This window comes from Vreelandella sulfidaeris (genome assembly GCF_042429665.1).
Taxonomy (GTDB): domain Bacteria; phylum Pseudomonadota; class Gammaproteobacteria; order Pseudomonadales; family Halomonadaceae; genus Vreelandella.
The window spans coordinates 87,655-109,288 of sequence record NZ_JBHMAC010000016.1 but is presented as its reverse complement, the minus strand read 5'-3'; the positions used below and the strand labels follow the sequence as shown (position 1 = coordinate 109,288).

At 56.2% G+C, this 21,634-nt stretch carries 18 protein-coding genes; 16 read left to right on the top strand and 2 right to left on the bottom strand.

The genetic code is table 11. The annotated features are described in order from the left end of the window. Positions 1–10: 10 nt before the first annotated feature. Both cgtA and proB read left to right on the top strand, forming a co-directional pair. Entirely contained in the window at positions 11–1,198 is a 1,188-nt protein-coding gene (cgtA, locus tag ACFFLD_RS19045; protein ID WP_386043090.1) for an Obg family GTPase CgtA, read from the top strand. A 122-nt stretch (positions 1,199–1,320) separates the two neighbouring features. Further along, positions 1,321–2,460 (top strand): glutamate 5-kinase, encoded by a 1,140-nt coding sequence (proB, locus tag ACFFLD_RS19040; RefSeq protein ID WP_386043089.1) that lies wholly within the window; start codon positions 1,321–1,323, stop codon positions 2,458–2,460. 1 nt (position 2,461) lies between these two features. Here the strand turns inward: proB and ACFFLD_RS19035 are convergent, their stop codons facing one another. Further along, the gene (locus ACFFLD_RS19035) at positions 2,462–3,442 is read right to left on the bottom strand and encodes a DUF1853 family protein (protein WP_386043412.1); all 981 of its coding nucleotides are present in this window, start codon (positions 3,440–3,442) and stop codon (positions 2,462–2,464) included. A gap of 149 nt (positions 3,443–3,591) precedes the next feature. Between ACFFLD_RS19035 and ACFFLD_RS19030 the strand changes: the two genes are divergently transcribed. Next, the gene (locus tag ACFFLD_RS19030; protein WP_386043088.1) at positions 3,592–4,962 is read left to right on the top strand and encodes a Glu/Leu/Phe/Val family dehydrogenase; all 1,371 of its coding nucleotides are present in this window, start codon (positions 3,592–3,594) and stop codon (positions 4,960–4,962) included. Positions 4,963–5,067: 105 nt separating this feature from the next. On the opposite strand, the gene ACFFLD_RS19025 is transcribed toward ACFFLD_RS19030, so the two are convergent. Then, the gene (locus ACFFLD_RS19025) at positions 5,068–5,544 is read right to left on the bottom strand and encodes a PepSY domain-containing protein (protein ID WP_386043087.1); all 477 of its coding nucleotides are present in this window, start codon (positions 5,542–5,544) and stop codon (positions 5,068–5,070) included. 208 nt (positions 5,545–5,752) lie between these two features. On the opposite strand from ACFFLD_RS19025, the gene ACFFLD_RS19020 reads away from it, so the two are divergent. The 13 genes from ACFFLD_RS19020 (at position 5,753) to ACFFLD_RS18960 (ending at position 21,580) form a co-directional block, all read left to right on the top strand. Continuing rightward, positions 5,753–6,121 carry a PepSY domain-containing protein gene (locus ACFFLD_RS19020; RefSeq protein WP_386043086.1) on the top strand — a complete coding sequence of 123 codons (369 nt, stop codon included), beginning with the start codon at positions 5,753–5,755 and terminating at the stop codon, positions 6,119–6,121. Positions 6,122–6,251: 130 nt separating this feature from the next. Further along, entirely contained in the window at positions 6,252–6,926 is a 675-nt protein-coding gene (locus ACFFLD_RS19015) for a response regulator transcription factor (RefSeq protein WP_386043085.1), read from the top strand. After that, a complete protein-coding gene (locus ACFFLD_RS19010) occupies positions 6,923–8,302 on the top strand; it encodes an ATP-binding protein (protein ID WP_386043084.1) in 1,380 nt (459 codons plus the stop codon). Before ACFFLD_RS19015 ends, ACFFLD_RS19010 begins: the two co-directional genes overlap by 4 nt. A 15-nt stretch (positions 8,303–8,317) precedes the next feature. Then, entirely contained in the window at positions 8,318–10,243 is a 1,926-nt protein-coding gene (locus ACFFLD_RS19005) for an alkaline phosphatase family protein (protein ID WP_386043083.1), read from the top strand. Positions 10,244–10,441: 198 nt separating this feature from the next. Continuing rightward, a complete protein-coding gene (locus tag ACFFLD_RS19000) occupies positions 10,442–12,484 on the top strand; it encodes a protein-L-isoaspartate(D-aspartate) O-methyltransferase (RefSeq protein WP_386043082.1) in 2,043 nt (680 codons plus the stop codon). A 199-nt stretch (positions 12,485–12,683) separates the two neighbouring features. Continuing rightward, positions 12,684–14,444, top strand: coding sequence for a bifunctional diguanylate cyclase/phosphodiesterase (locus ACFFLD_RS18995; RefSeq protein ID WP_386043081.1), 1,761 nt, complete (start codon positions 12,684–12,686; stop codon positions 14,442–14,444). Positions 14,445–14,551: 107 nt separating this feature from the next. Next, on the top strand, positions 14,552–15,517 hold the full coding sequence (phnD, locus tag ACFFLD_RS18990; RefSeq protein WP_386043080.1) for a phosphate/phosphite/phosphonate ABC transporter substrate-binding protein: 966 nt from the start codon (positions 14,552–14,554) through the stop codon (positions 15,515–15,517). Positions 15,518–15,593: 76 nt separating this feature from the next. Next, positions 15,594–16,439, top strand: coding sequence for a phosphonate ABC transporter ATP-binding protein (phnC, locus tag ACFFLD_RS18985; RefSeq protein WP_386043079.1), 846 nt, complete (start codon positions 15,594–15,596; stop codon positions 16,437–16,439). Further along, entirely contained in the window at positions 16,436–17,281 is an 846-nt protein-coding gene (gene phnE, locus ACFFLD_RS18980) for a phosphonate ABC transporter, permease protein PhnE (protein ID WP_386043078.1), read from the top strand. The genes phnC and phnE (ACFFLD_RS18980) overlap by 4 nt, the downstream gene beginning before the upstream one ends. Before the next feature lie 31 nt (positions 17,282–17,312). Then, positions 17,313–18,128, top strand: coding sequence for a phosphonate ABC transporter, permease protein PhnE (gene phnE / locus ACFFLD_RS18975; RefSeq protein ID WP_386043077.1), 816 nt, complete (start codon positions 17,313–17,315; stop codon positions 18,126–18,128). A gap of 35 nt (positions 18,129–18,163) precedes the next feature. Continuing rightward, positions 18,164–18,793, top strand: a complete 630-nt coding sequence (locus ACFFLD_RS18970) for a histidine phosphatase family protein (protein ID WP_386043076.1) — start codon at positions 18,164–18,166, stop codon at positions 18,791–18,793. Between the two features lie 84 nt (positions 18,794–18,877). Then, the gene (locus ACFFLD_RS18965) at positions 18,878–19,390 is read left to right on the top strand and encodes a C40 family peptidase (RefSeq protein WP_386043075.1); all 513 of its coding nucleotides are present in this window, start codon (positions 18,878–18,880) and stop codon (positions 19,388–19,390) included. 237 nt (positions 19,391–19,627) lie between these two features. Then, complete coding sequence (locus tag ACFFLD_RS18960) at positions 19,628–21,580, top strand: methyl-accepting chemotaxis protein (protein WP_386043074.1); 1,953 nt, start codon at positions 19,628–19,630, stop codon at positions 21,578–21,580. Positions 21,581–21,634: the final 54 nt, after the last annotated feature.

The window sequence follows — 21,634 nt, the reverse complement described above, 5'->3', positions numbered from 1 at the left end:
GGAGAATCCAATGCAGTTCGTCGATGAAGCCTCGATTATTGTTGAGGCGGGCAAAGGCGGCAATGGCTGTCTGAGCTTTCGCCGCGAAAAATATGTGCCCCGGGGCGGCCCCGATGGTGGTGATGGTGGCCATGGTGGTAGCGTTTACCTGATCGGTGACGATGCCCTTAACACGTTGATCGATTTTAAATACCAGCGTTTTTATAAAGCCCAAAACGGTCAGGGTGGCATGGGCCGCCAAATGAGCGGCAAGGCCGGTGAAGATCTACACGTAAAAGTGCCGGTGGGCACTACCGTGATTGATGAAGACACCCTGGAAGTGATCGCGGATGTTACCGAGATCGGGCAGGTAGTGCTGGTAGGCGAAGGTGGCCGACGTGGGCTGGGAAATATCCACTTTAAGTCGTCGACCAACCGGGCGCCGCGTCGTACCACTCCTGGCACTGAAGGCGACCGCCGTAACCTGCGTCTGGAAATGAAGGTAATGGCCGATGTCGGCCTGCTGGGCATGCCCAACGCTGGTAAATCCACGCTAATTCGCTCGGTGTCCGCCGCCAAGCCCAAGGTCGCTAACTACCCGTTCACTACTCTGGTGCCTAATTTAGGTGTTGTGAAGCTGGGGATGCATGAGCACTTTGTCATGGCTGATGTGCCGGGCTTAATCGAAGGTGCCTCGGATGGTGCTGGTTTAGGGCTGCGTTTTTTGAAGCACCTGACACGTACACGGTTGCTGTTTCATGTGGTCGACGTGGCACCCTTTGATGAATCTGACCCGGTTGAAGCCGCAAAGGCGATTGTTCACGAGCTGGGGCAGTTCTCACCGGCGCTTTCTGAACGCCCGCGCTGGCTGGTATTGAACAAGTTTGACCTGTTGCCGGAAGAGGAGCGCGAAGAACGCGCCCAGGCGATTATTCAGGCGCTTAACTGGGAAGGCCCGGTATTCCGTATTTCGGCGATCAGTAGTGACGGCACCGATAAGCTGGTGCAGGCGGCCTATCGCTGGTTGACCGAGCAGCGTCGTCTCGAAAATGAAGACGAAGAAGCGCTGGCGCGCGAGCAAGAGATGCGCCGTCGTATGGAAGAAGAGTCGGTGGCCCGTACCGAAGCGCGTCTTGGTCGGCGTCGTAAGCGCGACGATGAAGACGACGAAGACTTTGATGACGATGATTACGATGTTGAGGTCGAATACGCCCCTTAGCCAGGTGGTTCTTAGCCAGATAGGCTGGGCGTGATAGATTGGTAAGCTAACAAGAGCTGCGTTCGCGCGGCTCTTTTTATAAGTGTCTGATCAGTTGTCGTGCCTGAAGAAGGTGGGGTCACATGGAAAGTAACGAGCAAATGTTGGGGCGCAGCGCACTGAGTGGGGCGCGGCGGGTAGTGGTGAAAATCGGCAGCGCGCTATTGACCAACGATGGACGCGGTCTGGACGAAGCCGCCATTGGTGGCTGGGTCGATCAAATCGCCGCCCTCCATCAGCAAGGCATTGAGGTAGTATTGGTGTCGTCGGGCGCCGTGGCGGCGGGCATGGTGCGCCTTGGTTGGCAGGTGCGCCCGAGTGCTGTGCATGAGCTACAGGCAGCGGCTGCCGTGGGCCAAAATGGCCTTACCCAGTGCTATGAGCAGCATTTTGCCCGCCATGGCATGCTCACCGCTCAGATTCTGCTTACCCACGATGACCTTTCCAACCGCAAGCGCTACCTTAACGCGCTTTCAGCGCTACGCACGCTGGTAGAAATGCGCGTGGTCCCGGTGGTCAATGAAAACGACACGGTGGTCACCGATGAAATTCGCTTTGGCGATAATGATACGTTGGGCGCGCTGGTCGCCAACCTGCTGGAAGCTGACGCATTACTCCTATTGACCGACCAGGAAGGCCTGTTTGATGCCGACCCGCGTCACCATGCCAATGCCCAGATGATTGCCGAAGGGCGTGCGAATGATCCGCGCCTGGCCGCTGTAGCTGGTAGCGGTGGCGCGCTGGGACGTGGCGGCATGAGCACCAAGGTGCGTGCGGCGCAACTGGCGGCGCGGTCCGGTGCGGTCACGGTGATTGCCAGCGGCCGCCAGCCCGATGTCATTAACCGCGTGATGGCGGGAGAGTCGCTCGGTACGCTGCTGCGTCCAGATCAGGTGCCGATTGCCGCACGTAAACGTTGGCTGGCTGGGCAGTTGCAGGTGCGTGGCACATTGGTATTGGATGCCGGCGCGGTGAAAGTGCTGCGCGACAAAGGCTCAAGCCTACTTCCGGTGGGCGTGTGCGACGTGCAGGGCAGTTTTAAGCGCGGCGATATGGTGGTGTGTGTGGATGAGCAGGGCGTGTCAGTGGCCAAAGGCTTGGTCAATTATGGTGCCGATGAAGCACGCCAACTGGTGGGGCAGCCCAGCCATCAGATTGAGGCGATTCTTGGTTACGTGGAAGCCCATGAGCTTATTCACCGCGATAATCTTGTCATCGTGTGAGCTAGCGAAGGCGTGGAGGAAGCGGTACTTGTCGTGGCCAGTCGTCGGGTACCAAAAATAGCCGTTCATAGCGCTGTTCAGTGGCGTAATACAGCATGACCTGCTGCGGGGAGCGCCAGGCATGGAGGTTATCCATGATAGCGGGCATGAGATCAGCGGCATTACCAAAGTTGCTGAGCCGCGGTGGCGCCAGCCAGTGGGGCTTTTGCAGCCATGCCATCTTGGGGGTGTCTGTTTTGCTGGCGGCCAATGCTGGCCAGTCGCGACAGTAGCACCACACGCCACGCCGATGGTTGGGCGTGGCGCCCTGCGGCGCAGGCAGCGACGCGTGCCAGGGGTAATAGAGTACGCCAGGCATCGCTAATCGTTGCGTGAGTTGTGTCGTTAGTGCTCCTTCTAGCGCGCCAAGGTCGCGTGGCGTCAGCCAGTGTTCAAGCGTTTTCATAGCGAGCGCTGTCGTTGAAAGCGGTAGCTGGTGCCGCTTCAGATGGGCGCCTTTAATCGCTAGGCTGTCCAGCCCGCCAGGGCCAATCCAGCGGCTTTGGCTGTTAGTCGCGCCCGGTCCGTCGGGTAGTCCCAGGTAAAACTTGATCGCCACTTCCAAGTGCACCGGCGCGGGGTTGGCACGGGTGCGATAAAGCATATCCAGCTCACCCAGGGTGGTGCGTTGAGAGATAATACGGACATTGCGGGCGAGCAGTCGCGTGTTGGGCGCATAATCCAGCAAGGTGTGCCATAAGCGTTCATGGTAATGGCCCATACGCGTGGTGCGTTGGCCGTTCAGCACCGCTAACGCTGGTCGGCCCAGCGTGGTCAGCCAGGTTAACAAGGTCTCTTCCAACCCAAGCTCTTTTAGAGAGGGTCTTCCTCCACAGGGAATCGGTGGCGGCAGCGTTACCAGGTCAGGTGTGGTGGCTAGCCAAGCTAAATCCCGGCGTACCGCGTCATCCTGAAACAGGGTGTCGAATGCGTCAGCATTCACCGCCTCCTCAATGTCGTCATTTGCCAAGGGCTTCTCCTCAACAGGATGATCAGGTGAACGCCAAGAAGCGCTGTGAACTGCTAAGCTGACAACACGTTATAACGTTAACCGGTGAAGTCCTATCTGGCCAAACAAAAGGAGCGTGTTAAATGGGCAGTGCTAAAGACAAAAAGGGCGCCTCAAACAAGCAGAAGGCAAAAACGCAAAAGGATCCAGCGCCTCAACAACGAGGAAAGAAAACGCCGCTGCAGGCGTTAACGCCAGAAGTGGGGGCGGCGCTGTTTGAGGATGCTCGCTCGCGGCTTGAAGAGGTATTCCAAGCGCTCGACGTTCACCCCGATGCCCAGGCACGGCTAATGCAACCCAGCCTCTCGCTGCAGGTAAGTATTCCTGTGCGGATGGACGATGGCAGCTTAAAAGCCTTCCCCGCGTGGCGGGTTCAGTACGATACCAGCCTTGGGCCTGCCAAAGGCGGCGTACGCTTTCATCCCCAGGTAAACCAGCACGAAGTCACCACGTTAAGCTTCTGGATGGCGGTGAAGTGTGCGGTGGTGGGGTTGCCTTATGGTGGAGGTAAGGGCGGCGTTCAAGTAGATGCCAAAGCACTCTCTTCATTGGAGCGTGAGCGTTTAGCCCGCGGCTATATTCGCGCCATTGCGGACATTATCGGGCCTGATCGCGACATTCCCGCCCCTGATGTCAATACCGATGCCAGAGTGATGGGGTGGATGATCGACGAGTACCAGCACATCATACGTGCCCAATCGCCCGCCTCGATTACCGGAAAACCCCTGTCGCTAGGCGGTTCGCCAGGGCGCGTAGCGGCCACCGGGCGCGGCGCACTCAAGGTGCTCGATTTATGGGCCGAGCGTGCCGGGCGTAAACCCGAAGAGACCACCGTGGCGGTGCAGGGGTTTGGCAACGCAGCCTATCATTTCGCCCACTTGGCCAGCGAGCGCGGTTACCGCATCGTGGCGGTATCCGACTCCAGCGGTGGGTGCTATAACGCCGATGGCCTGGATATCGCCAGGGTTAAGCAGGCCAAGGATAACAGCGGCAAGGTAACCGCCAGCAAGGAAGGCAAGGCGATATCGGGTGACGACCTGCTCGCACTGGAGGTGGATGTACTGGCATTGGCGGCGCTGGAAAACCAAATTGATCCCGATAATGTAAACGAGGTCGCGGCAGGCGCTATCTTGGAAATTGCCAACGGACCGGTCACCAGCGATGCAGATCAAGCGCTTGCTCAGCGTGACGTACCGGTATTGCCGGATGTACTCGCCAATACCGGCGGGGTAATCGTCAGCTACTTTGAGTGGCTGCAAAATCGCGCAGGCGAGAAATGGAGCGAAGAGCAGGTGAATGAGCGGCTGGACACGCTGTTGCGTGACGAGGCCAGTAAGGTACTTGCCCGCGCTGCCGATGAAGGCATTACTTACCGTCAGGCAGCCTATCGACAGGGTATAGAGCGTATTGTCGAGGCCATCATGGCGCGGGGTAACTGCCAGAACTGCCATTAAGCTCGCCTAAACGCAGTGGGCTCCCGCTGGGAGCCCATACCGTGCTTCAGTTAAACAGTACTTCAGTTAAACAGTGCTTCAGCTAAGCATTGCTTCAGTTGAGCATCAATCGCGGTCCATTTGGGTAACGTCGTAAGATCCTTGCCTAACGCTGATTTCTAGTTCGTGGCCGTTGTCGTCGCGGCCTTCGATATCGATGATGCCGCTCTGATCAATATCCATATCTTCAAATTCGACCATTCCTTCCTGGCGGGCAACGTCTAAAGCTTGGCGTATATCGTCTTCGCTCATGCCCCAGGCGCCAGTGATTTGGCGCTCACGCTGCTCTTGCAGCGATTCACCATTTTCAAGCGAGAATTCCACTTCGGCGCGCCACTCTTCGTCCAGCCAGCCTTCCACTTCCACACGGTTGCGGCTTTCAATGCTAATTTCCTGATACTGGCTGAAGCCGTAGTCGTTGGCGTGGGTCAATACGTCATCAATACGGTCTAGCGGTAAGGTGTCAGCTTGAGCTGTTCCGGCAGCGGCGGTAAGCAACAGGGCAGAGGCCGGGATCAGCAGCATTTTTTTCATCGTGTTCATCTCAAGTTCCTTCTTTAAGGTAAAAAGCGTTTTCTATGACAGCTTACGCAGATACATGGCGTCGTTAATGTCACCGTTATTGGTGTCGTTACTGACATAGCTAATGGCATTCAGCGAATGCACGAGGGATTTATACCATCGGCCTATTTTCCATAAGCTGACAAAGCTGTTCATCTAACGTTCATGTTGTCTTTGGCATGCTGATACCATGAGTAAACGACTACGTTATCTACCAACGCTTAGGCCTGGCTGTCTGCGATATCAGCGCCGGACTGCCGCGGCCGTTACGCTTGCGCTACTGCTGGCGGGAGGCGCGGTCGGTGATCAATCCTGGGAGTCCCTTCACGGCGAGGTGAGCCGTGGCGAGGTCGTGCCGCTCGACACCATTTTAGATTGGCTGGAAGCTCGCTACATAGGTGAAGTGCTGGAAGTTGAAGTGGAGCGTGAAGGCGGGTATGTGGAGTACGAAATCAAGTTGCTTGGCCCTCAGGGGCAGGTCGTGGAATTTGAGTTTGATGGTCATAACGGCCAGTTAATGTCTATCGAAGGCGTCCGCATCGATGCTATGCGGCGATAAAACATCAGTCTAAAAAAACCTTGGTCTAAAAAACATTGGTCTAAAACGCATAGACCTAAAAACATAGACCTAAAAAATATCGGCCTAAAGAGCTATATGCCTGATCACATAAGCAAAGAGTAGTGAGCCCATGAAGTGTTTGCTGGTAGAGGACGACCAAGCGCTTGCGCGTGAGCTGAGCCAAGCATTACGCGACGGTGACTGGCTGGTCGAGCACGCGGCCAGTGGCCAGGACGCCGATTTTCTGGTGCGTACCGAAGCCTACGACACGTTGATCTTGGATGTCGGCCTACCCGATGGTGACGGTACTCGCTGGCTGGCCGCGTGGCGGGAAGATGGTATCGACCTGCCGGTACTGATCCTGACGGCACGCGAACGCTGGGCTGACAAAGCGGCGGGGTTTACTGCCGGCGCGGATGACTATGTCACCAAGCCCTTTGAGTCTGCTGAAGTGCTGTTTCGCTTGAGAGCACTGGTACGTCGCAGCCACGGTCATGCCCACCCGGTACTGAAAGTGGGCGAGCTAAGTTTAGATACCCATACCCAGCACGTCACGCTGGCTGGCCGCCCGGTAGGCTTAACCGCCCAGGAAACCCGTCTGCTTGGCTATTTGATGCACGCGGCCCCCCGAGTCGTGAGCCGTAGCGAGCTTGCCGAGCACGTGTATGACCGTGATCACGAGCCTGATTCAAACGTGATTGATGTTCAGGTCAGCCGCTTGCGACGCAAGTTGGGCAGTTGGCGTATCGCCACTCAGCGCGGTCAGGGTTATCGTCTGTTAGCAGAAGAGCCCGCGACCGAATGAGTCCACCTCATACGGCTTGGCGTCACCAATGGCTCAGGCGCTGGGCGATGCGCTCCATCAGCCTGCGGCTACTGCTGGCGGTGTTAGTGATCGTTGGGCTGGCGCTACCCGTGGCCGGTACACTTCTGTCCCACCACTATCGAGTGCTGGCGACTCAGGCCTTTGATGACCGCTTGACCGCCACGCTTAACGTTATGACGGCCAGCGTTGCTTATGACGCCCTGGCGCAGCAGCTTGTCCACGACCGGGCGCTAGGTGACCCGCGTTTTGAGCATGTGTACTCGGGCTGGTACTGGCAAATAACTGATAATAATCAGCATACGCTGGTCTCACGCTCGCTGTGGGATCAGCGTCTTCCGGTGCTCGACAATGAACAGCTAAGTGCTCGCTCATTAACGGGGCCGCGAGGTCAGTCGCTGCGTGTGGTAGAGCGCGATATCTATCTGGCGCCGTTAGAAATGCCTTTACATCTCAGTGTGGCTGCTCAGGATGATGGGCTCACTCACGATATTAATGAGTTTCAACGGCTGCTGTGGGGCGGGCTATTAGGGCTTGCCCTCGTGCTGCTCGGCGTACTGGCGTTGCAGGTGCACTGGGGGTTAGCGCCATTACGGCGTATGCATGCTAACCTGCGCGCCGTCGAACAAGGGAATGCTGAACAGCTCGATACTCAGCTGCCTAATGAATTGGCGACACTGGCTATCTCAATGAACGCGGTACTGGCCCGGGACCAGCGCTTGATTGAGCGGGGACGCCATACGGCGGGGAATCTTGCCCATGCGCTGAAAACGCCGCTCAGCGTGATGCGGCTGCAGCTGCGCCAGCTACCGGAGACAAACCGCGCCGCCTGGGAAGTTGAGTTGGCTCGCATGGATAGCGCGGTACGCCATCATTTGGCCCGTGCCTCGGCGGTAGGTGAAGGCGTCCGCTTTGCACCGATCGATTTGCATGCCACCTTGGCGCCCTTGCTTAATGGGCTGGACAGGCTTGCTCAGCGCCGCGGTATTGCGCTACACCAAGCCTGGTCGCGTGAGGTGAAGGTGCATATGGATGATCAGGATCTCCAGGAGTTGATGGGTAATATCATGGATAACGCGCTGCGCTGGGCACGCAGTGAAGTGCAGCTTAGCGTCACGGTGGATGAGCAGCGGTTACGCTTAACCGTCAGTGACAATGGTCCCGGTATGTCGGCGGTGGAGTGCCAGCAGGCAGTACAGCGTGGTAAACGGTTGGACGAACAGCGTTCGGGCAGCGGTTTGGGACTGGCTATCGTCACCGATCTAGTGGCTCTGTATAGCGGTCATATGCATCTTGCCCGCGCCAGCGCTGGTGGGTTGGAGGTGACGATAGAGCTGCCCGTCGTAGCGCGTGGATAACGGAGACCGGATTGGATGAATCGTACTGATACGCTGCCCGATGTTTTAGTCGGCCCACTATTAAGACGCATCAGCCCGGCGCGGCTGGCGCTGTGGATGGTTGTCACCCGGCCACTGAATTTAACACTGGTGTTGTGCCCCGGGCAGCAGGAGGCCAGGTCAATTGAGCTAGCGCCTTATCAGCAGCGCATAGCGATTGGTGAGCGGGCCTTTATCTGTCTCATTGATGTGGCGCTGGATACACCGTTGCCCTATGACGAGCGTATCGAGTATGACCTGCAGGTAGAAACCGCCCCGGGGCAGTGGTGCTCGCTTCCTGAGTGGGCGCCATGGCTGTGTTATGACGATGCCGACTATCCTGCTTTTGTGATTGCCTCACGTCATCACCGCCTCATGCATGGGTCTTGCCGCAAACCACATCACGATGGTGCCGATGGTCTGGTGCGAGCCGATCACTGGCTCGCTAAACAGCAATCCGCCCCCACCGAATGGCCAGCATGGTTAATGATGACCGGTGATCAAGTTTACGTTGACGATGTGGCAGGCCCCATGTTGCGCGCGATACATGCGTTCATCGACCAGTTGGGGCTGGTGGATGAGTGGCTGGAAGGCGCCACCGAGGATGACAGTCAAGCGCTTTATCAATCGCCAGATAGCTACTATCGCCGAGGTGAGTTACTGCCGGATGTCACCAGCAATGCAGCACTGCGTGAACGCTTTTTCGGCGGCGTTAAGAAACCGGTGTTTACCTCAGACAATGCGCACAATCATTTAATCACGCTCGCTGAAATGCTCGCCATGTACTGCTTGGTGTGGTCGCCGGTGCCCTGGCAAGTGATCACGTTCGACGCGCCCGCCTTAAATGAACATGACGCTGATATTTATCGCCAAGAGAAGACGGTGATAGACGCTTTTGTGGCCGGTTTGCCGCAATGTGCGCGATTAATGGCCCACCTTCCCAGCCTGATGATCTTCGATGATCATGATGTGACCGATGACTGGAACCTGACGGCCGATTGGGAGCGTGCCGCTTATGGCTACCCCTTCTCGAAACGTATTATCGGTAACGCGTTGGTGGCGTATTTACTCTGTCAGGCGTGGGGTAACGAGCCGAGTAAAATGAACGGGTTGGTGCAACAGGCCGAGACGCTGCTAGGCGAGGGCGAACAGCCGCTTCAGTGTGAAGCGCAGGATGCGTTGATTGAGCGACTGCTGCGATTTCAGGGCTGGCAATTTCAGGTGCCAGGCACGCCCTGTTTGATCGTGCTGGATACCCGTACCCGCCGTTGGCGCAGTGAGCGCCGTCCGCAACGACCTTCAGGCCTTATGGACTGGGAGGCGTTAATGGAGATGCAGCAGGCGTTACTGGGGGCCAAAAGTGCGGTGATCATCTCGCCCGCGCCGATGTTTGGGGTCAAGTTGATTGAAACGATTCAAAAGCTGTTCACCCTCTTCGGAAAGCCGCTGATGGTGGATGCCGAAAACTGGATGGCCCACCCAGGAGCGGCAAATACGCTGCTGCAAATCTGGCGGCACTCCAAAACGCCGGGTAACTTCGTTATTTTATCGGGCGATGTCCATTATTCATTTGCTTACGATATTGTGGTGCGTCGCAAACACCAGGCGCCGCAGCTATGGCAAGTGACCTCAAGTGGGATTAAGAACTCCTTTCCCGAGCAGTTGCTTAATCTCTTTGATCGCCTGAACCGGTGGCTATATGCCCCGCTATCGCCGCTCAACTGGTTGACTAAGCGGCGCAAACTCAGCATTTACCCCCGCGACCCTGATAAAGCCAGCGCCGGTGAGCGGCTTTGGAATGGCAGCGGCATCGGGCTGATCAGCCTTGATGAGCAGGGTCGGCCCACCGATATTCGTCAGCTAGATGCCAACCGTGGTGATGAGGTGGTCTTTCCGCCGCCAGTCAACCTGCCTCCGCGTTAGGTGGAGATTGCCGCGTCGCTGCGCTCCTCGCAACGACATAGGGTGTACTACGCTAGTAGCGAGGCTAACTGGCTTGGCTAACACAAGGGCTTGGCTAATATAGGACTAACGCTAATTCAGGTTTGCCACATTCAGGTTTAGTACCTCAAGGTTTAACGCATCTTGTTTTCCAGCAATGTCGGACAAGAGGACAGCGCGATGGCAACGGAACGCGATCAGCAAGTCTATGCACAGCGTCGCCAGGCAATGGTAACGCGTCACATCGCCCAGCGCGGCATTACCTCATCGGTAGTGCTCGATGCCATGGGCAAGGTGCCACGGGAAGCATTTCTTCCTGCCTCCCTGCGTGAATTCGCCTATGAGGATTCACCCCTGCCGATTAACGAGCAGCAGACGATTTCCCAACCTTACATCGTGGCGTACATGGTTGACGCGCTGCAGCTCACTGGGGGAGGGAACCTGCTGGAAGTAGGCACCGGGTCAGGCTACGCCGCCGCGGTGTTGGGCGAAATCGGCGATCACGTGGTCTCCCTTGAGCGTTACGAAACCCTCGTCGACAGCGCTCATGAAGTACTTGGCTCGCTTGGCTACGATAATGTCGAGGTCGTGCATACCGATGGTACGCTGGGCTGGTCTGCCCAGGCGCCCTATGATGCTATCGTTGTGGCCGCCGGTGGGCCTGACGTGCCGACATCGCTCAAGCAGCAGTTAGCGGTTGGCGGACGGTTGGTCATTCCCATTGGGCCTAGCCAAACCGAGCAAGCGTTGATCCGCGTCACCCGTGTGTCGGAGCACGCGTTTCGTGAAGAGCACCTCACCGACGTGCGCTTTGTGCCCCTGGTGGGGGATGCTGGCTGGGAAGATCGCCGTGGCAATGATGCCAATACGCGTGCCCCGGTTCCCAGAGCAACCGCCAACCAGTCTCCTCGCGCGGCGAGTTCAATGAGTACCAGCGAGTTGATAGCCGAAGCGGCCGATCCCATCGATGATATTGATGAGGGCAATATTGATCGTCTTCTGGAACGTATCGGCGATTCACGCGTGGTGCTTATCGGCGAAGCGTCCCATGGCACGTCTGAGTTCTACCGGTTTCGTGCCCGTATTACCCGAGCGCTGATTGAGAAGAAGGGCTTTGACTTTGTCGCGGTGGAAGCCGACTGGCCTGATGCCAGCCGAATCGATCACTATGTGCGTCACTTGCAAACGCCGCCCGCGGAGTGGACAGCCTTTTCCCGTTTCCCCACCTGGATGTGGCGAAATGAAGAAGTGCGCAGCTTTGTTGACTGGCTGCGTGAGCATAACGCGAATATCAGTGACCCCGACAAGCGGGTGGCTTTCCATGGGCTGGATCTCTATAGCTTGTTTACGTCGATTGCGGCTGTGCTTGATTACCTTGATGAGGTAGATCCTCAGGCAGCAGCGACAGCGCGGGAGCGCTATGGCTGTCTGACTCCCTGGCAATCCGACCCGGCTACCTACGGTCGTGCGGCGGCTGCCGGGCGCTATCGCGAGTGCGAGGATGAGGTGGTGGCGACTCTGGTGGCATTGATCAATAAGCGGATGGAGTATGCCCAGCAGGATGGTGAGCGCTTTATGGACGCCGTTCACAACGCGAGACTTATCGCCAATGCCGAGCGTTACTATCGCAGTATGTATAGCGGATACAGCGATTCCTGGAACCTGCGTGATCAGCACATGTTCGACACCCTTGATAGCCTGCTTTCCCACGGTGGCCATGACACCAAGGCAGTGATCTGGGAACACAACTCACATATCGGCGATGCCAGCGCCACCGATATGAGTGCGCGTGGTCAGCATAATGTGGGTCAGCTGTGTCGTGAGGCCTACGGCGATGATGCCTACTTGATTGGGTTTGGTACCCATAGTGGCACGGTCGCCGCCGCCACGAATTGGGACGAGCCGATGGAGGTCAAACGGGTCAGGCCCTCGCTGCGCGATAGCTGGGAGCGGATCTTCCACGAGGCGGGAATTCCCGCCGCTATGCTGCCGTTACGTCATCCGGCCTCGCCGGAGCTGGATCGACGGATGCATGAGACCTATCTTGAGCGGGCCATCGGCGTGATTTACCGCCCCGACACCGAGCGGGCCAGCCACTATTTTAATGCGCGCTTGGCGGATCAGTTTGATGAATACGTGTGGATTGACCAAACCCGTGCTGTGACGCCGCTGAACAGCAAAACGCTTCGCGGTGTTCCAGATGCCTACCCTTTTGGGCTGTAAGCCGCCGCTGTCTATCACTTTCCTGCTGTTGAAACGCGGAGTATTAACGTCTGCTTATGTGCAGGATGTCATGATAGCGTCACGAAAATGACGCAGACTTGCAGCTTAGCAATAGCATCCAAGGAAGGCTGTATGTCACCAGGATAATCGCCATTTTTAGGGCTGCAGGGTGGGTCCGCATAAATAAGGCAGCAGGAAAATGACTGCACAAGAAGCGCAGTGGCTTAACCAAATCATTGCGGGAGAAGACCTGCATGTGTTGTTTCAGCCTATTGTGGATGCCAACCAAAAGGCAATTTATGGCTACGAGGCGCTTATTCGTGGACCTAAAACATCGCCACTGCATTCACCGCTACGGCTATTTGATGTGGCCACCCAAGCGGGCTTGTTGGTAGAACTCGATATACTCTGTCGTCGGATGGCGATTCAACGCTTTGCTGAGCTTGAATTGCCCGGCCTGCTGTTTCTGAATGTCATGCCGTTAACCATTGTAGAACGCGATTTTCGTGAAGGCTTGACGCTAGGCTTTATTCGCGACAGTGGGCTGCCTCCAGAACGGGTGGTGATTGAGCTTACTGAGCATGTCCCCATCCATGACTACGAATTAATGCGTCAGGCGGTCGCCCACTATCGCGATATGGGCTTTCAAGTTGCCCTTGACGACCTGGGGGCGGGGCATTCAAGCCTGCGCCACTGGTCAGAGCTACGGCCTGATTTCGTCAAGCTGGATCGACACTTTATCTCCGGTATTGACCAAGAGCCCGCAAAACGAGAATTCCTGCGCTCGATACTTGATGTGGCACGCAGCCTGGACTGCCAGCTGATTGCCGAGGGTGTTGAAACGGCCGCTGAACATCTCTGTTTATGGGAGCTTGATCGCGGACTTGCGCTGCTACAAGGCTTCTATTTTTCCCGGCCTAGCCAGCAGCCACCTTTACAGCTCGATATGGTGCTGCCAGCGGCGTCCCAATTAAAATGTTCTGCCGGACGTACCGCGCGCTCAATCGTACGCACCATCGACGCCGTCGCATCCGATTGCTCGGTGCCGTTTGTCTTGGAACGGTTTCGCCAACACCCGCATTTGCACTGTGTCGCGGTGGTGGATAATGTAAAACCGTTAGGGGTGGTACGCCGCAGTGCGTTTTTGACCCTGTTTGCCAACCCTTATAGCCATGCACTTTATGCCAAGCGCTGCGTGCTGGACGTGACCGATACCCGTATGTTGATGGCCGACGCGGACACGCCACTAGAGACATTGAGCCAGCAGCTGACCGACAGCCGGGATATCGAACAAGAGGACTTTGTCATCGTGACTGCCGAGGGAGACTACCTGGGCATGGGGAATATCGTTGATCTGCTGCGTGAAATTACCGCGATTCAGGTGCGTCAAGCGCGCCATGCCAACCCACTGACCGGCCTGCCAGGCAATATCTTGATTAACGAAACCTTGACTGACTATTTAGCTGCCGAGGTGGGGTTTGCAGCGGCCTATATTGACCTGGATAATTTTAAAGCCTTTAACGATGCTTACGGCTATGCCCGCGGCGACCATGTGATTATTTCTCTGTCACGCTTGCTGCAGGCACAAGCTGAAAGTGCCGGTGGGTTTATTGGTCATATCGGTGGCGATGATTTCATGATGCTGTTGCCGCTCGCTCATTGGGAAGGCGTTTGCCAGCAAATTTTGCGCTCTTTCGAACTGATGGCGCCTGGTTTTTATGAGGAGCGCGACCGCCAGCAAAGCGGTATCCACATTGAAAATCGCCAAGGCGATGTGTCTTTTTTCCCTTTTGTGAGCGTCTCTATCGCCGTAAAACCGATTACCGATACGCAACACTGCCGGGCACTGGATATTTCTTCTCAACTGTCTGATTTAAAACATCAAGCCAAAAAAATCCCCGGCAATAGCTTATTTGTTGAGCGCCGGGGTTGTTGCGTGGGCCCTGAAAGTCATCGCTAAATTAGAATAGTTTAAAGCTGCCATCAAACCGTCATGTTAGTGACTCATAGCTGTCATCGGACAAGGTCAGGATTGTTGTTATCTTTTAATAACTTCTTGGGTGTCCCATGCAGTCTTTATCTCTTTCTCGCACGTTGATTAGCGCCGCCGTTGCCAGTGCCTTCGCCTTGGTGGCGGTGAATGCCTCGGCAGATCTTTCATCGCGCTATAGTGATAACAATGACGATATGGTGGCAGATGCCCCGAGTGACGAGTCTCAGTGGGTCGATCCTGATACGCTCATCTTTGCCTACACGCCGGTAGAAGATCCTGCCGTTTACGCTGAGGTATGGTCTGACTTTCTGGATCACTTAAGCGACGCCACTGGCAAAAAGGTTCAATTCTTCCCCGTGCAGTCTAATGCCGCCCAGCAAGAAGCGCTGCGCGCCGGTCGTTTGCATGTAGCCGGCTTTAATACCGGTGGTGTGCCGGTCGCGGTTAACTGCGGCGGGTTCCGTCCTTTTGCCATGATGGCGGCCGACGATGGCAGCTTTGGTTACGAGATGGAAATCATCACTTATCCGGACAGTGGTATCGAGTCGGTAGAAGACCTGCAGGGCAAGCAACTAGCGTTTACGTCCGAGACGTCAAACTCCGGCTTCCGCGCGCCTTCGGCATTGCTGCGCTCTGAGTACGGAATGGAAGCCGGTGAAGATTTTGAAACCGCTTTTTCCGGTTCTCACGACAACTCCATTTTAGGCGTGGTTAATAAAGATTACGACGCAGCGGCCATTGCCAATTCCGTGGCCAAGCGGATGTTGTCGCGGGGTGTGGTTAACGAAGGTGATTACGAGGTTATCTACACCTCTGAAACCTTCCCCACCACGGCGTATGGTTTGGCGCATAACCTTAACCCTGAACTTGCTGAGAAAATTCAGGATGCTTTCTTCAGCTACGATTGGGAAGGCACGCCTTTAGAGGCGGAATTCGCCAATTCGGGTGAAGCGCAGTTTATTCCGATTACCTATCAGGATAACTGGGCAGTTATCCGCACTATCGCCGATGCCAACGGCGTGACCTACGACTGCGATTAATCTACCGCAAGTGATGACTACCATCGGCCAGGAGGGCAACCTTCTGGCCGAACCGCTATGTAAACGAGGCACTGCCATGTTGACACTAACCGGCGTCGGTAAACGTTACCCCACAGGGGACCGGGCGCTAACGGATATTGACCTCATGCTGCCCAAAGGGCAGGTCATGGCACTTATTGGGCCTTCCGGTGCCGGTAAAAGCACGCTGATTCGCTGTGTGAACCGGCTGGTTGAACCGACCCAAGGCAGCATTCGGCTGGATGATGTAGAGCTGACTAAGCTCTCGGGACATAAGCTGCGTCACGCCCGCCGCGCGATGGGCATGATTTTTCAGGAGTACGCGCTGATTGATCGGTTGACCGTGATGGAGAACGTTCTCTCCGGCCAGCTGGGCTATGTGGGATTTTGGCGAAGCTTTTTACGTCGTTATCCGCAGGCGGCGGTTATCGAAGCGTTTCGGTTGCTTGAGCGCGTCGGGCTTCCTCATGCTATCGATAAGCGCGCCGATGCGTTGTCTGGCGGGCAACGTCAGCGTGTCGGGATTGCACGTGCTCTATTGCAAAGCCCCAAGTTACTGCTGGTGGACGAACCGACCGCTAGTCTCGACCCGAAGACCTCTCGCCAAATCATGCGTTTGATAAGAGAGCTGTGCGCTGAGCGTGACCTGGCGGCCATTATCAATATTCACGATGTAGCGCTGGCCAAGCAGTTTGCTGATCGCATTGTCGGCTTGCGAGCGGGTGAGATCGTCTTTGACGGCCATCCTGACGAGCTTAGCAGCGATATTCTCACCACTATTTATGGCGAAGAGGATTGGGATACTACCCCCGAGCCGGTGGATGAGGAGGCTTCTGATGAGGCCGATGCCAAGCCCCGCTTTGAACGTGCTGTGCCGGGGTTAGCGGCGGGAGGAGCGCCATGAGTGAACAGGCTGAAGCGTCGCTAACTCACGTGCAGGCACGCCAGCACGCGGCACGGCAAGGGCAATGGCGACGTTTGCCGTTGATTCAGAATCCTCGTTTGCGCTGGGGGCTCGCGGTGGGTGCGCTGGTGTATTTAGTGCTGGCGCTGGGGTCGGTAGAGGTTAACTGGACGCGGGTAGCCGAAGGGGCGGGGCGGGCGGTTAATTTTTTAAGTGCCTTTACCCAGCCCGACTTTGTGAGCCGCTACGACGACATCGTAGCGGGCCTGCTGGAAAGTTTGACCATGACCCTGACCTCGACGGTATTGGGGATATTGCTGGCGATACCGGTAGGCTTGGGAGCGGCACGCAATATTGCCCCCCTGCCCATTTATGTCGTTTGCCGGGCCATTATTGCGGTGTCGCGAACCTTTCAGGAAATCATCATCGCCATCTTGTTTGTGGTGATGTTCGGCTTTGGGCCATTCGCGGGCATGCTTACCCTGGCGTTTGCCACGATCGGTTTTATGGCCAAGCTGCTGGCGGAGGATATTGAAGACCTTGACTGGCGTCAGGTGGAAGCGGTGCGCGCAACGGGCGCCAACTGGTGGCAGACCATGAATCACGCCGTGCAGCCACAGGTTATGCCGCGTTTGATCGGGCTATCCATGTACCGTCTGGATATCAATTTTCGTGAATCATCGGTGATTGGGATCGTCGGGGCGGGCGGTATTGGCGCCACGCTGAACACCTCGCTTAGCCGCTACGAGTACGACACCTCCGCGGCCATTTTGCTGATTATCATCGCGATTGTACTGCTCTGTGAATATAGCTCTAGTCATGTCCGTCGTTGGACCCAGTAATTCCTGAACCAGCCTCTTCTGGAGAAACTTAATGCCTGTTTCATTCACAGCGCAGGGACAGCCAGCATGGCGACGGCGCACCACGCGTGCTCAATGGCTTCAGTACGTTGCTTGGCTTGCGGGTGTCAGTCTATTTTTGATCTGCTGGAAGGTAATCTCTGATAACACCATGTGGGTGTTTGTTGACGATGCCGGGCGCCAGGGGGCGGATCTGATCAGTCGCATGACGCCGCCCAAGTGGGAGTATGCCAATGTGCTGTGGAAGCCCATGTGGGACACCCTGAATATTGCCACCTTAGGCACCGCATTAGGCATTATCATGGCGTTTCCGGTGGCTTTCCTAGCCGCCCGAAATACCACGCCGCATCCCTTGGTGCGCAGTGCCGCACTGGTGGTCATCGTCTCTTCGCGTTCGATTAACTCGTTAATATGGGCGATGCTGCTGGTCACTATTCTCGGCCCTGGGGTGCTGGCGGGAATTATCGCTATTGCCCTGCGCTCCATCGGGTTTGTGGGCAAGCTACTCTACGAGGCGATTGAAGAGATCCATCCAACGCCGGTAGAGGCGATTAGCGCGACCGGGGCAAGCCGACTGCAGGTGATGAGCTATGGTGTGCTGCCACAGGTAATGCCTGCGTTTGCGGGAATTAGTGTCTACCGGTGGGACATCAATATTCGCGAATCGACGGTGCTGGGGCTTGTGGGTGCAGGCGGTATTGGGCTGCAGTTAAATGCCTCCATCAATCTCCTGGCCTGGAATCAAGTCAGCGTCATTTTCTTAATGATTTTCGCTACTGTGCTGGTGTCGGAATGGATTTCAGCGCGCGTCCGTCACGCGATCATTTAACCCGGCATACAGCCTAAACTGGCGAGGTTATCGTTATGCGTTTTCCCGACGCAAAAGCCACTACCATCGATTTACTGCGCCACGGTGAACCCATAGGTGGACGTATGCTGCGCGGCTCCACCGATCATACGCTAAGCGAAAAGGGTTGGCAGCAGGCGACCGATGCGGTTCTTCAGCATACGGTGGAAGGGCTGCTGCCCTATGATGCTGTGGTCACATCACCGTTGATGCGCTGCCGGGAATTTGCGCTCTGGATAGGCGAGGAGTTTGATGTGCCTGTCCAGGTAGAGGACGATCTTGCCGAACTGCATTTGGGCCAATGGGAGGGCAAAACCCATGCCCAGGTATTTGCTCAAGAGGGCACTGAAAGGATGAGTGCGTTTTGGCACGATCCTGCCAGTGTGTCGCCTCCCGGGGGGGAAACCATGCAAGCCTTTGATGCACGGCTTACCGAGGTGTGGCGGCAACTGCTAAGTAACCCACCCGGTCAACATATACTGGTCGTTGCGCATCTGTTTGTCTGTAATGGCTTGCTGCGGCAGGTGATGGAGCAGCCGCTTTCACGCGTGCTGGTGATGGATTTACCGTATGCAGCAATGAGCCGTGTTCGGCATGAGCGGCATGCCCTGGGCGAAACCAGTTTCGTCGAGTGGATTGGTCGGTAACCAGGAGTGGCCGGTCATCAGCATTGGCCGTAGTGCACGCTTTACGTCATGATGCAGACACCTAAGTGTAGCGGAGACCTACCCATGTCTTTAGTGCGTCGGCTGGCTTTTTCCTGGGGAGATATCTTATCCGGTAAGTGGTGGCTTCCCGGCGTGTTGATGATGGTGCTGGCGGGCTGTGCCAGCCGTGACCTTACTCCCATTGAGGCGCCACCGGATCGGGCAGGCATCTCTATGCAGCGCGCGTTGATACTCTCTCATGCGCAGCAGGCTATTGGCACGCCGTATCGCTTTGGCGGCAATACCCCCGACGGGCTGGATTGCTCCGGCTTAGTCGAGATGACCTACCGTGCAGCGGGTATTCGCGTTCCACGTACGGCAGATGATCAGTACCGCGCTTTACCTCGCGTCGATGCTCCGCGCCCCGGTGACCTGTTGTTTTTTGGTGATCGCCGCAAGGCGACCCATGTCGGTATCTATCGTGGCGATGGCCAAATGATCCATGCGCCCGGCAATGGCCGCGCCGTGGTGAGCGTGCCGTTAGAAGTCGCTTATTGGCAAACGCGCTTCTTGGGCGCTGCCAGCCCTGCCCCTTAGTGGCTAATGCTAAAAGATGAGCATTTGCTGATCCATTGTTTAGTTAATCTGGGTCAATAAATACCGTTATTAGCACCCAATACGGCGCTTGTTTGACCTTTTAGGGTTGCTTGAAACTTCGTAAATTAAGTTAGATGAAAAGCAGCATTAGTGCCGCCTAAGCATCACAGAGTAAATGACTACGACTATGTGAATGCGCTGCTTGACGCTCTAATATTCCCCCTGAAAGGTTGAACAATGAAAAATATAGTTAACCGTATGCCGATGCGGTTCAAGTTTGTGTGCGTACTGCTGCTGCCACTGCTTGCCTTATCCTGGTTTGCCGTTAATGGCATGATTGAGCGAAGTGCGGCACTGAAGGAGTATGACCGCCTCCACGAATTAACAAAGCTTGCGCAGCGAGCGGGCGATGCCATCCACCAATTGCAGCTAGAGCGGGGCATGACCGCAGGATTCCTGGGAAGCGAAGGGACAACGTTTGGTAATCGTCTGCGCCAGCAGCGCCCCAGTACCGATGCCGCCGCCGAGGCGTTTAATACCCAGCGCAACGCCCTCGATCAAACGCTACTTTCCCCCACGCTACAGCAGCAGCTTAATGAGCTCGATGCCCAGTGGCAGCGCCAGGTAACGGTGCGTTCGCGCGTTGATAATCTTGATATCTCAATGGGCGATGCGCTGAGCCACTACACCGGCATCAACAGCCAACTAATGACATTTGTCGGTGCCCTGGGGCACCTTTCCAGTGAAGGTGACATTGCCCGCGAGTTAAGTGCTTATTATCTGTTGCTTGAAGCCAAGGATTTAGCGGGTATTGAGCGTGCGCTGCTGGCCAGTACGTTTGCCGCCGACAGTATTACCCCGGCAACATTAAGACGTTTCTTATCGCTTTTGGGCGAGGAACAGGCCTATTTGGATGGATTTCGCGTACTGGCCGAAAATGCAGGTCGGCAACAGCTCGAGCAAGCGATGAGCGGGGCAGAGATCGAGCGACTTTTGGCCCGGCGTGAACTGGTCATCAGCCAAGCCAGCCAAGGCGGCTATAACGTGGATCCAGAAGAGTGGTTTGAGTGGCAAACGGTTAAAATTGCTCGGCTCAAGGCGCTAGAGGATTCCGTGGCCGGTTCGGTGGTGGCGAGCACCATAGCGCTACAAGAAGCCGCACAACGCTCGCTTTGGCAATATGTGACGATAGCCCTAGCGGCTAGTGTGTTGGCCATTATTGCGGCTGTGCTGATGGTGCGGGCGATTACGACACCGCTTAATCAAGCGCTTAACCGCATTGCGTCGCGTGGCAATGACTTGACCCAGCGGTTGGCTGTGCCGGGCAGTGATGAGCTCTCAAAGCTTTACCAGGCATTCAATGACTCATTGGAAGTGACCGAGACGCTGGTTGCCGATATCCAACAAAATGCGCAGTCGGTAGCGGTGGCCAGCAACCAGATGGCTCAGGGCAATCAAGATCTTGCTCAGCGCACTGAAGAGCAGTCTGCCTCGTTGGTTCAAACCGCCTCGAGCATGGAGGAAATGACCGCCACGGTTCGACAGAACGCGGACAATGCGCAGCTTGCCCAGCAAACGACGGTGGATATGGCCCATCAAGCCAACGAGGCGACGGAGGTGAGTGCTCAAGCCCAACAAGCTATGCAGCTTATTCTGCAAGCCAATGAGCAAGTGACCAGCATAGTCACGACGATTGACAATATCGCCTTTCAAACCAATCTGCTGGCGCTCAATGCCTCGGTAGAGGCGGCCAGGGCAGGAGAGCATGGGCGTGGGTTTGCGGTGGTGGCTGATGAGGTACGCAAACTGGCCAGCCGCAGCGCACAGGAAGCCAGCCAGATACGCCATTTGATTACCGATAACGCCACCAAAATTGCCGAAGGAGAACGGCTGGTTACCTCAACCAATGAGACGTTGGAGCAGATCGTCAAGCGTATAGGCCAAGTGGCTAGTTTGATGGAAAATATGGCCTCCGCCACGCATGAGCAGTCGGCGGGCATCGAACAAATTAATAAGGCATTGGCCCAGTTGGAAGACGTCACTCAGCAAAACGCTTCCCTGGTAGAGGAAATCGCCTCGGCGAGCCGTTCACTGGATGATCAAGCCGATGACATGACGAGTAAAATGAGCCGCTACCAGGTGCGTAGCACGTCACCGGGCGACCATTATGCCGCCCTCTCATTGACGTAGCATGCCCACGATGAGGACGATAGCCCTTAACTAATCGTGTCTTTGGCCGATAGA

Excerpts from the sequence above, each read along its gene's own strand:
- phnC (WP_386043079.1), top strand. The coding sequence starts at position 15,594 with ATGTTGACACTAACCGGCGTCGGTAAACGTTACCCCACAGGGGACCGG.
- ACFFLD_RS19000 (WP_386043082.1), top strand. The coding sequence starts at position 10,442 with ATGGCAACGGAACGCGATCAGCAAGTCTATGCACAGCGTCGCCAGGCA.
- ACFFLD_RS18965 (WP_386043075.1), top strand. The coding sequence starts at position 18,878 with ATGTCTTTAGTGCGTCGGCTGGCTTTTTCCTGGGGAGATATCTTATCC.
- ACFFLD_RS19020 (WP_386043086.1), top strand. The coding sequence starts at position 5,753 with ATGAGTAAACGACTACGTTATCTACCAACGCTTAGGCCTGGCTGTCTG.
- phnE (WP_386043078.1), top strand. The coding sequence starts at position 16,436 with ATGAGTGAACAGGCTGAAGCGTCGCTAACTCACGTGCAGGCACGCCAG.
- proB (WP_386043089.1), top strand. The coding sequence starts at position 1,321 with ATGGAAAGTAACGAGCAAATGTTGGGGCGCAGCGCACTGAGTGGGGCG.
- ACFFLD_RS18960 (WP_386043074.1), top strand. The coding sequence starts at position 19,628 with ATGAAAAATATAGTTAACCGTATGCCGATGCGGTTCAAGTTTGTGTGC.
- ACFFLD_RS19005 (WP_386043083.1), top strand. The coding sequence starts at position 8,318 with ATGAATCGTACTGATACGCTGCCCGATGTTTTAGTCGGCCCACTATTA.
- phnD (WP_386043080.1), top strand. The coding sequence starts at position 14,552 with ATGCAGTCTTTATCTCTTTCTCGCACGTTGATTAGCGCCGCCGTTGCC.
- ACFFLD_RS18970 (WP_386043076.1), top strand. The coding sequence starts at position 18,164 with ATGCGTTTTCCCGACGCAAAAGCCACTACCATCGATTTACTGCGCCAC.
- cgtA (WP_386043090.1), top strand. The coding sequence starts at position 11 with ATGCAGTTCGTCGATGAAGCCTCGATTATTGTTGAGGCGGGCAAAGGC.
- ACFFLD_RS19030 (WP_386043088.1), top strand. The coding sequence starts at position 3,592 with ATGGGCAGTGCTAAAGACAAAAAGGGCGCCTCAAACAAGCAGAAGGCA.
- ACFFLD_RS18995 (WP_386043081.1), top strand. The coding sequence starts at position 12,684 with ATGACTGCACAAGAAGCGCAGTGGCTTAACCAAATCATTGCGGGAGAA.
- ACFFLD_RS19025 (WP_386043087.1), bottom strand. The coding sequence starts at position 5,544 with ATGAACACGATGAAAAAAATGCTGCTGATCCCGGCCTCTGCCCTGTTG.
- ACFFLD_RS19015 (WP_386043085.1), top strand. The coding sequence starts at position 6,252 with ATGAAGTGTTTGCTGGTAGAGGACGACCAAGCGCTTGCGCGTGAGCTG.
- phnE (WP_386043077.1), top strand. The coding sequence starts at position 17,313 with ATGCCTGTTTCATTCACAGCGCAGGGACAGCCAGCATGGCGACGGCGC.
- ACFFLD_RS19010 (WP_386043084.1), top strand. The coding sequence starts at position 6,923 with ATGAGTCCACCTCATACGGCTTGGCGTCACCAATGGCTCAGGCGCTGG.